The organism is Glaciecola sp. 33A, from assembly GCF_002836745.1.
Lineage (GTDB): Bacteria > Pseudomonadota > Gammaproteobacteria > Enterobacterales > Alteromonadaceae > Glaciecola.
This window is the reverse complement of the sequence record NZ_PJAR01000029.1, coordinates 74,594-88,928: the sequence shown is the minus strand read 5'-3', so window position 1 is coordinate 88,928 and position 14,335 is coordinate 74,594. Positions and strand designations below refer to the sequence as shown.

Genomic DNA, 14,335 nt, shown 5'->3' with positions numbered 1-14,335 from the left:
TTGGTAACCGCTAGGCTAAGGGCTAACTTGTTGGCTGATAAATGCTTAAAACTCATTAATGGCTCCCTAAAAATTTGATAATTAGTTATCTGACAAAAAGCAGGATGTAGACGCGACGGCTTCGCTGAGAACGTTAGTATTCAAAACCAACCGCTCCTTTATCCTTCATCTTCTTCATCTAAGGTCATGAGTGACGTATTACCACCAGTAGCGGTGGTATTAATACTGATAGCTTTTTCTGTTAATAATCGTTGAATCAAATTATCAAAATATTTTGAACTGATTACAGGTAAAATTGCACCTTCACGCTCTGCTAATTTCTCACTGATATAATGTTTACGGTCGCAATGACTATCAACAACAACACCTGATAATCCAGGCTGTGCCAGCAACGCTGTTAAATGGCATAACCGGGCAATTTGAAAAATATTTTCATCTTCCCCTGTTGCAATAAGTTCATCTCTAAAAGCGATTGCTTCATCATAAAACAAATCAGAAACAACCGAGATCACGGTATTACCAGTTGCCAAAGCCGTTACGACAGAAAGCAACCAAAAGTGAAAAGTAACATTTTCGTCAGCAAAACAGATGATGTTGCCACGATTTTCTAAATATAGAATATTAGACTCGCCTGTTGGACCCGGTAAAACGGCTGGTTCCTTCAAGTGTTTTTTAATATCAATTAATTGCGAGCGCGCCGCTTCTAGAGTCTGCGTTAAATCGTCTGCTAAATTATCAATGATATCGATATGAGCTATTTTTGCTAATACTTCGCTAACGCAAGATATACGGGTATTTAACTCGCTCAAGCGCCAGATTTTTTCTGCGGTACTAGCTCGGTCCATAAATAATACCGCTTCCGCATCGCTGTTTGAGGCTTCAGTTTGCTGTGGTAATAAATTGAGTTCCTTGGCACCGGGTGTTGTTATTTCTTTAACTAAACGCGTTAAATAATATGGTCCACCTGCTTTTGGTCCTGTACCTGAAAGACCACGGCCACCAAAAGGTTGCACACCCACAATAGCGCCAATCATATTGCGATTTATATACACGTTACCTGCTCGTGATAGCTTAGCCAGCTTTATGGCTCGCTGTTCAATGCGGGTATGGATACCCATAGTTAAGCCAAAACCTGTGCCGTTAATATCATCAATGACTTTTTCTATTTCATCGCCTTTAAAGCGAACAATATGAACACAAGGACCAAATACTTCCTGCTTCAGCGCGTTAATATTCTCTATTTCATAAAGTCGCGGCGCAAAAAAGAAATGTTCGTTATCTGCTATTTCATTTGTTATCTCATCAGAAATATCGCATTGGTATAATAGCTGACCATGAGTTTTCATATAGTCACTGTGAGCATTGAGTGAATCTAGCGCTTTTTGATCAATGACAGGACCTACGTCAGTACGTAGATTTTCTGGGTTACCCACATGCAATTCTGCTAATGCGCCTTTAAGCATTGTAATAACATTATCAGCAATATCTTCTTGTAAAAATAACACTCGAAGTGCGGAACAGCGTTGACCTGCAGATTGAAATCCTGAAGAAATAACATCATCAACGACTTGTTCAGGCAGGGCGGTAGAGTCAACTAACATACAGTTTTGTCCACCCGTCTCAGCAATAAAGGGCACTTGATCGCCGCCTCTATCAGCCAATGTTTGCGAAATTATAGTCGCTGTTTTAATAGAACCAGTAAAAATAACCGCTTGAATACGTGCATTAGGAATAATAACACTACCCACATCGCTGCCCCGCGCAATAACTGCTTGTACAACGCCATGTGGTAATCCAACAGATGTCATTAGTTCAATAGCGCGCAATGCAATTAAACTTGTTTGCTCGGCTGGTTTAGCTAACACCGTATTACCAGTAGCAATTGCAGCAGTCACTTGCCCTATAAATATAGCTAACGGGAAGTTCCAAGGGCTGATACATAACATCACACCACGGGCTTCTAAACGATCATCTTCTGCAAGTTCAATCGCTTGTTGTGCATAATAGCGACAAAAATCAACCGCCTCTTTGACTTCATCAATACCATCTTGTGCGGTTTTCCCTGCTTCTTTGATGCATAAGGCAATTAACTCGTCGATATGATGTTCAAGAACATCGGCAACACGGCATAATAAGGACGCGCGTTCAGATACAGGTGTTTGTGACCATGAAGCAAATGCGTTTTGAGCTGTTTCGATCATCGCGAGCATTTCATCGTTGCTGTGATGTCGTTGAAAGCCAATAATTTCACTCTGCTTTGCTGGGTTTCTAATAGCGACAGACCCCTCTGGCGCATCATCTTCAGAGAACAAGTTATCCATAAGCCAGTTATCCAGTGATGTTTTTAAAGGGCTTACTGTATTGATATCTGTTAAATCTAGGCCCTTGGAATTATCTCGACCGACACCTTTTTCATCATGGTATAACGCGATGGGTTTGATTATTTGGCCGTTATATTTGTCTTTTAAGCGATGCATTTTTTCAATGGGATCGCGAAGTAAAGATTCGACCGGTTGTGACTCATCAATAATGGCGTTAACAAAAGAAGAGTTAGCACCATTTTCTAACAAACGACGAACTAAATAGGCGAGTAGCTCTTTATGAGGACCAACCGGAGCGTAGACGCGACATTGAACATTTTCATTGGTAACAACTTGATCATATAACGAGCCACCCATGCCATATAGGCATTGAAATTCAAAACTTGTTTTGTCGTTGCCCGCCAGTTCAAGAATAGTCGCGACAGTATAAGCATTATGCGTAGCAAACTGTGGAAAAATAGTATCTCTATATTCTAATAATTTTTTCGCACAGGCGAGATAAGATACATCAGTAGAAGCCTTGCGAGTGAATACCGGAAAATGCGGATACCCCCCTTTTTGGCTGTTTTTAATCTGAGTATCCCAATAAGCACCTTTTACTAAGCGGACCATTATTTTTCGGTCAACACGCATGGTTAGTTCACGTAACCAGTCAACTATAAAAATGGCGCGTTTTTGATAAGATTGCAGGGCCATCGAAAAGCCATTCCAACCTGCTAACTCATCGTCACTAAATACCGCCTCAATAACATCAAGGGATATATCTAACCGCTCAGATTCTTCCGCATCAACAGTTAACCCAATATTGTAGCTTTTGGCTTGCAAACAAAGTGCTTTAAGTTTGGGAGCAGCTTCAGCCATTATCCGTTCTTTTTGTGCAAATTCGTAACGAGGATGAATAGCAGAAAGCTTAACTGAAATACCAGGCACTTTGCGAGGGTCGTTCTTACCCGACGCACGAGCAACTGCGCCAATGGTATCTATGGCAACTTGATAAGCTTTAAAATACTTTTCAGCGTCGACCATGGTTCGCGCACCTTCACCTAGCATGTCGTAAGAATATACGAAGCCTTGCCGCTCTTTCTTGGTAGCATGATCAGTTGCATCTTTAATAGTTTCGCCAATAACAAACTGCTCTCCCATAATTTGCATGGCGTAGTTCATTGCTTTACGAATGACAGGCTCACCTAATCGACCAATAACCTTCTTCAATAAACCAAAACTATCTTTTTCGCGTTCATCAGCATAGTCAACCATCTTTCCGGTCACTAATAACCCCCAAGATGAGGCATTAACGAATAGTGAATCACTGCTGCCTATATGACTGTTCCACTGCCCTTTAGATATTTTGTCACTAATTAGGGCATCTTGAGTTTGCTTATCTGGTACACGTAATAAGGCTTCAGCTAAACACATCAACACCACACCTTCTTCACTTGATAATGTGTATTCTGCCAGTAAGGCATCTATCGCACCGTTTCCTGATTCGTCTCTACGTATTTTTAGGGACATTTTACGGGCCTTTTCCCACGCCCTGCTTGCAGCATCATCGTTAACTTCTGCCAAGGGTAAAATATGCTCTACCGCAACACTTTCATCAATACGATAGAACTCGCGAATTTTTTGACGAATAGGAGACTCCGTGATGTTTGAATTATTAAAAAGCATGTGCTTCACCTCAATATTTTTTTTAAATAATGTTTTGCAATTACATAAGTTAATTACAATTTAATTTTTGCTCTAACTTTGACGGTCACTTTTTAGCTCTTCAGTCTTAAATAGGCGCATGACCCAAATAAAGAAGAATGGCGCGAAAAATAAAACCAATATTGTTGTGGCCGTAATACCACCCAGTACGCCAATTGATATTGCATTCTGTGCACCCGAGCCAGGCCCCGAAGCAAATGCCAACGGCATAACGCCCAAAATAAATGTCAATGACGTCATCAGAATAGGGCGAAGTCTCTGCTTCGCGGCAGTTACCGCAGAATCATAAACACTCATGCCTTCCTCAAGGTTAGTTTTTGCAAACTCAATAATCAAAATTGCATTTTTGGCAGCCAAAGCAATCGTCATTAATAAACCTACCTGAAAATACACATCATTAGCTTGTCCTGTCCCCCACGTTGCTAGAACCGCACCAAATATACCCAGTGGCACAGTTAACATAATCGCCAAAGGAATTGTCCAGCTCTCATATAAAGCCGCCAATGCAAGAAACACAGCTATTATTGAAATCATATAAACTATCCATGCCTGACCACCCGATTGTTTCTCTTCATACGATAGTCCGGTCCACTGTAAACCAATTCCTTTTGGCAAATTTCCAACCAATTTTGAGACCTGATTGAGAGCCTCACCTGAACTGACGCCTTTTGCTGCTTCACCTTGAACTTCACGGGATGATTTCCCATTGAACCGCGTTAGCTTGGATGGGCCGTATGTCCATTCACCTGATCCAAACGTTGACAGAGGCACCATTCCACCCGATGCATTGCGCACGTGCCATCGTTCTATATCAGTTGGCGACATCCGATACTCAGCGTCCGCTTGCGCGTATACTTTCTTTATGCGGCCGTTTTCTATGAAATCGTTGATATAAGAACCACCCAGAGCGGTGCTTAAAGTTTGATTAATTGTTGCAATTGGCACACCGAGTGCTCGCGCTTTTGCGGAATCGATATCAATATCATATTGTGGACTAGGCGGCAGTCCGTTGAAACGAACCCTATTGAGCAGACCGCTTTTATTTGCCTCTCGAATGAATTGTTGCATTGCATCATTAAGCGCGCCTTGTCCCAAACCTGCCCTATCGACTAGTTGAAATTCAAAACCACTTGAGTTTCCTAGCGCTGCTACTGCGGGCGGCACAATTGGAATGATCATGGCGTCTGGCACAGTTGACAGTGCCTTGCCCGCTTGTTCGCTGATCCGGAAGACGCTTTGACTTTCTCCGCGCTGCGCCCAAGGTTTCATTTTGATAAAACCGATACCTACGTTTTGACTGTTACCAGAAAAGCTGAAACCAGCGGCAGTGAATATTCCTTCAACCGCACCGTTTGTCTGCTCTAAATAGAAGTCCTCGATTTGCTTGTTTTTCTCAACGGTTTGTTGCAATGTTGAACTTACAGGCCCACTAACGAGGGTGAACATGCGTCCCTGATCCTCATCTGGCAAAAACGAAGTGGGTATTTTAACAAATACACCAACGGTAACCGCAATCATCGCTAAGAAAACTAACGGTAAAACAATTCGACTTGCCAATAACTTCACTAATAAATTTTCATGTCCTCCCTTCAATTTTTTAAAGCCCCGATTGAACAAGCCAAAAAATCCTGTTTTCTTTTCCGTTTTACCTTGTTTTAGAACGATGGCGCACAACGATGGGGAGAGAGTCAGCGCGATAAAAAGCGAAATGCCCATTGCTACAGAAATAGTCACCGCAAATTGTCGATATATTACGCCTGTTGAACCTTCAAAGAATGTAATCGGAATAAACACTGCCCATATGACAACCGTTGTTCCAATAAGCGCCCCTGAAATTTCTTTCATCGCCTTAACTGAAGCATCCTTTGGCGTCATATTCGGATCATTTTCCAATTTGTTTTCGATGTTTTCGGTAACCACTATCGCATCATCAACCAACATACCAATGGCTAATACAAGGGCGAATAATGTGAGAATATTTATTGAGTAACCAAAAGCATAAAGAAACGCAAACGTCCCGAGCAACACAACGGGTATCGCCACTGTTGGGATAAAAGTCGCACGCGATGTTTGTAAAAATGCGTAAAGGACTAAAATAACCAATATGACAGCAATCAACAGCGTTTTAATTACTTCATAAATTGACGCTTCCACAAAAGGTGAAATATCTAAAGGATAGGCGATTTCTAATTGCTCAGGAATGATGTCGCTAAATTCTTGAATTCTGTCTTTAACCGCTTGAACGGTTTGTAAAGCATTCGCATTAGGAGTCAACTCGATGGCAATTCCTGATGCAGGCTGGCGATTGTAGCGTCCAATGACACTGTAACTTTCCGCACCAATTTCAACGCGGGCAACATCACCTAAGGTTGCTTGGGAGCCATCCTGATTAACTGTTAGTAAAATTGCTTCGAATTCTGCTACGGTTTCAAGTAATGACTGCGACGTAATTGTAGCGTTGAGCTGCTGACCTTCAACACTGGGCGCTCCGCCAATTTGACCGGTCGCTAGTTGTACATTTTGCTCCTGAACGGCATTAATAACATCTCGTGTTGTGATGTTGAGATTGTTCATTAATTGTGGATTGAGCCAGATACGCATGGCATGCTCAGGGCCGAATGTCCTAATTTGCCCCACGCCATCTATCCGGCTGAGTGGTTCTTCAAGGTTAGACGCCAAGAAGTCAGAGATTTCATTTCGTCCATATGAATCATCCGTTGAATAAAAACTAACGATAAGGGCGTAACTGCTTCCCGCTTTTCTGACAGCAACGCCCAGCCGCTGGACGGCTTGAGGAAGAGATGACTCTGCTTGCGATACTTTATTTTGTGTTTGTACCTGCGCGATATCAGCGTCAGTTCCCGGCTCAAAAGTAAGGTTGATAGTTGCACGTCCTGAAGAGGAACTTTGCGATTGGATATAACGTAAATTATCGATACCAGTCAGACTTTGCTCAATTACTTGTGTCACCGTGTTTTCTAGTGTTTGCGCTGATGCGCCTGGATAAGTGACCGATATTGATATCTTAGGTGCGGCTATATTTGGATATTGTTCAACCGGCAGTGATGTAATAGCCAAAGAGCCTAAGCCTATAATAACGATGGCAATAACCCATGCAAAAATTGGTCTGTCGATAAAAAATTTAGATATCATTAATTTGAGCCTGTTTTATTATTTTCAGCATCGGCCGTAGTGCGGTCATCAGATGTCGTTGCTCCAGAGGACATATTATTTGAATCTTTCGATTTGATGTTTTTAGGAGCAACTTTGGAGCCTTGCTGCAACATCATTGTCCCCACTACAATAACGGTATCTCCCGTTTTAAGGCCGCTTTTGATTACCCAATTATTTTTGTAAGTGCTGTTGGTGACCACTGCACGCTTGCTTGCTATATTATTAGCATCAACAATCCAAACCGTCTTTGAGCCATCAGCCTCTATACTGACGGCTTTTTGCGGCACTATGATTGTTTCTTGAATCCCTATTTCCTCGATGCTTCCACGCACGAACATGCCAGGTAATAAAGCCGCATTTGGGTTTGGAAACACAGACCTCAACCGAATCGTACCGGTGTTTTCATCTATGGCTAAATCAGTAGCATACAGACTGCCTTTGTGGGGATAGACAAAATCGTTATTGCCAAATAAAAGGGTTACCTCAAACATGGCATCTTCGCCTTTTGTCATGCGACTGGTCATTAAACTTTGCTGCAAAGTCTTTGCACCGGCCGCCGACTGAGACAAGTCGACGTAAACTGGGTCAAGTTGTCTAATTGTTGCTAAAGCTGCTTGTTGTTGCGCAGTAACGAGAGCACCGTCGGTCACTGTCGATGGACTAATATATCCTGAAATGGGTGCATAAACCTTAGTGTAGTCAAGGTTGATTTTTGCTGTTTTCACCTCAGCCCGCGCGAGAGCAACAGCGGCTTCGGCTTGTGCCACACTTGCCTTAGCGCTATCAAGCTCTTGCTCACTTACGGCGTTGGTTTTTATCAGGCTTAGATAGCGGCTCTGTAATGCAAGGGCAAGCTCCCGTTCTGCTTTAATATTTTGCAAACTCGCATTTGTGCTTTGATAATCTGCCTCATATCTTGCCGGATCAATCTGGTAGAGTTGCTGACCTTCTTCAACAAGGCTACCTTCTTCAAAAAAACGCGATAGAATAATACCGCTCACTTGAGGACGAATTTCTGCTGTCTTGAAGGCCTCTACACGGCCGGGTAATTCGTTATTCATGGATATTATTTGTGGTTCTATCGTCATGACATTTACTATCTTTAAAGGACGCTCCCGCGTTTGCTCTTTACCCTTTTGAGAAGAGTTTGATAGGGACTGATCCGGATTGTCCGTGCAGCCCGTTAACAATAACAGGCTCAAACATGCCGTAAATATTAAGGTTATCCTCTTCGTCGGGGTAAAAGGGTATCTAACCTTTGTTTTTTGCCAGTAGGTGTGAAGAACACCAGATTCTGAATTCATAATGCTATTTTCCTCGTGTAAACCAAGTTCACTCAATTTTTTGTTCATTAACCTGCTCCGAGCCCTTTCGCTAGCATCCATGCACCTGCCGCAATCATAAATAAATTTTCGGTAAGCGATGCAAAACCAAGGGGGACGTTACTATCACCTCCCACACAGGCACATTTCAGTTTACGCTTATCAATGTACACGGCTTTAAATACTGAAATTGCACCAACTGTCCCGATGAATAGTGACATAGGACCAACGATGAAACCTGATAACGAAGCGAGCATTCCGACACCTACAAACAGTTCTGCAAATGGGTAAACATACGCGTAGCGTAAATTGCGCATTGCGAGCAGATCATAAGTAATAAACGAATTTGCAAACGTGTAGAGGTCTCTCAGCTTTTGAATAGCTAATACGGTCATGCTGAATGCGACAAAGAGTTCGATTATCTTTATTAAGCTGATACTTTCTGTATAAGCAAAGGCTATCGCTATTGCCATTAAAAACGCAACCGCGAAAATTGCTAAAATAGGCGTGTAAGTAGTGCCTGTTTGACCCGCAGGTTCCATATCAAAATAGTCTCTTAGCGCATCATAACCACCCTCGCGCTCACCCTCTATAAACGTTTGAGGTGTTGTTTCGACATTGTGCTCTTTCTTAAATTTGTCGGTTTCTTTGCGAGAGGTCAGTTTGTTATCCTCTACGTCAAAACCCTGTCTTTGAAGTAAGTCTTTCGAGCGAAGCCCATACGGACAGATATGTTCACTCGTATGCATGCGATATAACTTTGCTAACTTTTTCATTATTTTCTCCTTATTCAGTTATGGCTGATAATTGAATATTACCCCGCTGAATACGCCATTTTTTTGATAATTTTCGTCTTTGATTTGTCCTATTGTTGTTACTATTAAACCTCAGTTGAGTTTTAAACAAATACGACAGCTACCAATACTCAAATGTACCTTTGAGCTACTTTTGGTTGTTTAAAAATTAAAACTAAGTCGACTACTTATTCAATTTTTCGAAGAAAATAGCAAAATAAGCACTCCCAAAATACCTGCGATTAATGAGCCCAATAATATCCCTAGCTTTGCTTGTTCAATTAATTCAGCTTGCCCTTCGAACGCCAACACAGAAATAAACAAAGACATTGTAAACCCGACTCCGGCTAAAAAACCGACCCCAACTATTTGAGAAAAGCACACACTGGAGGGCAGTCTTACTAAGCCCATTTTCAAACCTAGCCAAGCAAAAAGGCTTATGCCAATGCCTTTTCCTAAAACCAACGCGAGCATTATTGCCAGCGTAATCAAAGCATCGGCTACTTTTGGAATTGCAGTGGGTAACATGACCCCCGCATTTAAAAACGCGAATAAAGGTAAAATAATTAGGCTCACAGGCTTATCTAGAGTGGAGCCCCAACGTAAAATTGGTGCGGTGGATAGCTTAGCAATATCCTCAGCCTCTTCAGCAAGGGCGTGTTGCTTTCCATTCTCTATAATGGATTTGTGCGGGTCATCCATTTCTTGAAAATTTTCAATGACATTTTCCATTTTTTTTCGAAACCAAATTTTATTAGCATGTGGTTGCGTAGGCACCATCATGGCAGCCAGAATACCCGCCGTTGTGGCATGAACACCCGATTGAAGAATGAACCACCACAGCAAAATGCCACCGGCTAAGTAAAAAATAGGTTTTCTTATCCCTAAAAGGTTCATTAAGAGTATTGATAGTAATGTGAGACCAGCCCAAGCAAGTGACTCGCCAACAATCTGCTCAGTATAAAAAAGGCTAATAACTGCCACAGCTCCCATATCATCTACAATGGCTAAGCCTGTCAGGATTACGAAAATTGCGCGCGGTGCTTTTGCGCCTAAAAGCGTCAGAATGCTGATCGCAAATGCTGCATCTGTCGCCATGGGTATGCCCCAACCTTGATAAGCATCAGAATTACCATACCAAATGATGGATATATAAATAAGCGCGGGTAATAGCATTCCACCCAATGCCATCGCAATCACCAATCCGGCATCTTTAATGTTACTGAGCGCACCGACCAAAATTTCATATTTTATTTCTAAACCCAAAATGAAAAAAAACAACACCATTAATCCATCATTTATCCAATAATGTATAGAGTGGCTTATTTCCCAATCGCCAAGGGAAACGGTTAATCTCATCGCGTTTAGCGCAGCATAGGTTTGTTGCCATCCAAAGTTAACTAATACCATAGCGATTATGACAGAAACAAATAGCGCTATTCCTGTAACCACTTGGCTGTCAATAAAGACCTCCACAGGTGAAGATACCTTTAAAAAACCGTGCTCTAGTGGAGCATGCTCACGATCCTTCTTATTAATTTTTAAGCTCAAATCAATTCGCCTTTCGGTTAATAAGTTTACGTTTAGTCCTTCGAGAAAATAACAACCGGAACAGCTGCCACTGGCATAACACTAATAATAAAGCCATTCCAGTGCGACAAAGGGGACTTAATCCGATAATTAAATCAGCCTTGTTATTAGTCGGGTAGCGCATAAGCAATCAACGCATCACCAATCGGTGTGTTCATAAAGTGATGCCCGCCAGCCATGATCACCACATACTGCTTGCCTTGGTGTTCGTAAGTCATCGGAGTAGCCTGTCCACCAGCAGGCAAGATATCTTGCCACAGTGTTTCACCGGTGTTTATATCAATGGCCCTGATTAAGTCATCTGTTGCAGCAGCTATGAAGATCAAACCGCCAGCGGTAATTACGGCGCCGCCATTGTTTGGAGTGCCAATATTGAATGGCAGCATCGAAGGAATGCCAAAGGGTCCATTGCGTCGGGCTGTTCCTAATGGCCGGTCCCACAATTGCTCACCAGTATCTAAGTTAATCGCCCTGATCCCGCCATACGGCGGTTCTTTGCACAACAGCTGAGTGAAGGGCATGCGCCACCCTGCGTTGACATCAATGCCATAGGGTGCACCTTTTTGTGGTGCTAATGCCGCATGTGAGCCGGCTTTTTGAGATAGCAATAGCTCGTCAGTTTCGGCTCTGGGAATCAGTCTGTTGTAATTGGGTATGTCATTGTAATTAGCTACAATGATGCGTTGTTTGGTGTCAACCGCCACACCTCCCCAGTCTGACCCTCCGTTATAACCTGGGTATTGAATCCAAGGCTGCTTAGTGGTGGGAGGGGTGTATATACCAGCATAGCTAGCTTGTCGAAATTGAATGCGGCAAAGCATTTGATCAATCGGTGACATGCCCCACATATCACGTTCAGTTAATGGCGGTTTTGCTAGCGTATGAAAACCGGAAAAGGGTTGCGTTTTTGCCCTCTCACTTGGCTCAACACCGCGATTAGGAGCCGCTTTTCGAATCACCTCCGTCAACGGTTTTCCGGTGAGGCGATCTAACACGTAAATGTCGCCTTGTTTAGTGGGTAAAATCAAAGCCGGTGTTGTGCCATTATTGGTGGGGAAGTCAACCAAAGTGGCTTGTGAACCTAGGTCATAGTCCCACACATCGATATCCACAGCGCGAAAGTGCCAAACTGGTTTACCCGTTAATACATCAATTGCCACTAAAGCGGTTGAATAACGAACCTCTGCTGCCGAGCGCTTAGAACTCAGGTAGTCACCGGCTGAATTGCCCATAGGCATATAAACTAAGCCTAATTCTTCATCGCCAGAAGCGGTAGTCCACATATTGGGTGTACCACGAGTGAAGCTGCCCGTATTTGGTCTGTCGGTTAAATTAGCTTGACCCATATCCCACGCCCACAAGTGTTCACCTGATAACGCATCAAAGCCTTGTAATACGCCTGATGGCGCGTCGATACTTACCCCGTCTTTGACTTGGTGGCCGGTGACCACTACACCTTTGATGATGGTGGGAGCCGATGTCATGGCAACCATACCGGGTTCAACTTCACCCATACCAATGGTAATGTCGGCAGCACCAGCATTGGCAAAATCCATGCACCGTTCTCCCGTCATTGCATCAACAGCAATCAAACGACCATCTAAAGTGCCCTCAATAATGCGTTTCTCACAAGCCTTGCCACTGTGGCTGCCATCGTCGTAGTAAGCAACCCCTCTGCAAGAAGCGCTATAGGGTATAAATGTTTTTTTCACATCTGGGTTATGACGCCAAACTTGTTGACCATTATTGGCATCAAGCGCAATCAAGGTGTTTGTCGCAGTGCATAAATACAGTAGGTCACCGATTTTAAGCGGCGTAGTTTCTGCGGCATATTTGCTTTGTGATGGGTCACCTTCTGGCATATCTCCGGTGTGAAATATCCAAGCTCGTTCTAAACTTCTGATGTTATTAGTGTTGATTTGTTGCAACGGAGAACTGCGTCTTGCTGCATAAGTGCCGCCATAAGCTGGCCAATCAGCACCTACTTTATGTAGCGATGGATCTGTATCGTAAGATGATGTGTCTGCTGCAATTACTGACGCGCTGACAGGCTTATTTGAACCATAAAAACCACCCACCAGGCACATGGAGATCAACACTAATGACGCTAATCCATAAGACTGTTTTAATTTCAGTGGGCTGTGTTGCATTTTTGCACTGAGTGGCAGCAGTAGAACTAACACCAATGACAAACCAAACAAGCGAGGAAGCAAAGCCCAAACCTGACCATCGGCTTCCCAAAATGACCAAATAATCGTGATTATATAGGTCACGATGTAAAGCCAAACACCAATAAATCGTTGCCTGAATATCAACCAACCGGATGCAACTAGCATGGAGCCAGCCAGAGCATAATAAACAGAGCCTCCAAGCCACCAAAGATAAATACCGCCAACTGACATTGGTAGACCCAAAAAAGCAATGAACAGCCCTAATATTTTGATCATCCTATTCACCTTTCAATTATTAATTTCAAAAAATTATTATTCTCTTTTTGTCTTAGAGGTGGCTCTTGGTTTCTAAGCCGGCGTGAACCTCCCTTAAGGAAACCAGCCGTTTTTTGTGCTCGTCTCAGGGCGCTAGGTGCACTGACTCGAAACTTTTGCGCAACGAAATTCTGTTCCCAGAAGGTGGCTTCGAACTGATGCTGAACGCGGAACAAACTTGCCCACGTCATGGTCGCAAGCACTCCTATGAATCGGCCGAATGGTGATGTCTAAATAGCCAGTTTTTATGTATTTGAAATCATTAGTGAGTCGTACTTTCATGATCATCCCCCCGTGTAAAAAAAATTAGTGTGCCCAATATATATATTGCATTCGATAAGCTCAATTAGGGGTATCCATACCAAATTGTGGAAACTACGTAGAGATTTTTGGGTTCACATTATGACTAACTGGTTTTTACTAGTGTTAACAGCACTACTTTTTGATAGGGGTTTTCCACATTGAAATAATAGGAGTCTCAAATAACGTCAACGTTTACTCAGAGGTAAACTGTGTTTCTGATACGCAGTTACAAACAACATCGCAGTATATTTCGATTGCTTTGAGGTTGTTTTTTTGGAGCAGGTAATTATGTTTAGAGTATTCTTGAGCCAGTCAAACCCTTGTAAAACATGTCATATTTCTGATTTATATACGAGTCTAAATATGAATTCTCAACCGAAGTTAAGCCTTGTCGCTAGACAACTAAACGAAAGAATGAGAAAAACGTTACACTATGGTAACCAGCAGTACGATTTAACCAACGCAGTGCGTTGACCAGTTAAACTGATACTTTAAATTTGGTGCACGAATAGTGCCGCCATTGACAGACTATTATTCAACGTAAATTTCATGCAATATTACTTCACGGTTTTGTACTTGGTCGAAATGTTTCTATCAATAACGTTTTTAAAGAAACATTTGTCCCAACTTGGTCCGAT

6 protein-coding genes are annotated in these 14,335 nt (G+C 42.6%); all 6 read right to left on the bottom strand.

Annotated features, from left to right (window positions below; translation table 11 throughout):
• Positions 1-158 precede the first annotated feature (158 nt).
• Positions 159-3,989 carry a bifunctional proline dehydrogenase/L-glutamate gamma-semialdehyde dehydrogenase PutA gene (gene putA / locus CXF81_RS04935; protein WP_101180257.1) on the bottom strand — a complete coding sequence of 1,277 codons (3,831 nt, stop codon included), beginning with the start codon at positions 3,987-3,989 and terminating at the stop codon, positions 159-161.
• 72 nt (positions 3,990-4,061) lie between these two features.
• Complete coding sequence (locus CXF81_RS04930) at positions 4,062-7,181, bottom strand: efflux RND transporter permease subunit (protein WP_101180256.1); 3,120 nt, start codon at positions 7,179-7,181, stop codon at positions 4,062-4,064.
• Entirely contained in the window at positions 7,181-8,554 is a 1,374-nt protein-coding gene (locus CXF81_RS04925) for an efflux RND transporter periplasmic adaptor subunit (RefSeq protein ID WP_232771781.1), read from the bottom strand. Before CXF81_RS04925 ends, CXF81_RS04930 begins: the two co-directional genes overlap by 1 nt.
• Complete coding sequence (locus CXF81_RS04920) at positions 8,554-9,300, bottom strand: MauE/DoxX family redox-associated membrane protein (RefSeq protein WP_101180255.1); 747 nt, start codon at positions 9,298-9,300, stop codon at positions 8,554-8,556. Before CXF81_RS04920 ends, CXF81_RS04925 begins: the two co-directional genes overlap by 1 nt.
• A gap of 210 nt (positions 9,301-9,510) precedes the next feature.
• Positions 9,511-10,869 carry a Na+/H+ antiporter NhaA gene (gene nhaA / locus CXF81_RS04915; RefSeq protein WP_101180254.1) on the bottom strand — a complete coding sequence of 453 codons (1,359 nt, stop codon included), beginning with the start codon at positions 10,867-10,869 and terminating at the stop codon, positions 9,511-9,513.
• A 146-nt stretch (positions 10,870-11,015) separates the two neighbouring features.
• On the bottom strand, positions 11,016-13,355 hold the full coding sequence (locus tag CXF81_RS04910; protein WP_101180253.1) for a membrane-bound PQQ-dependent dehydrogenase, glucose/quinate/shikimate family: 2,340 nt from the start codon (positions 13,353-13,355) through the stop codon (positions 11,016-11,018).
• Between the last annotated feature and the right edge of the window lie 980 nt (positions 13,356-14,335).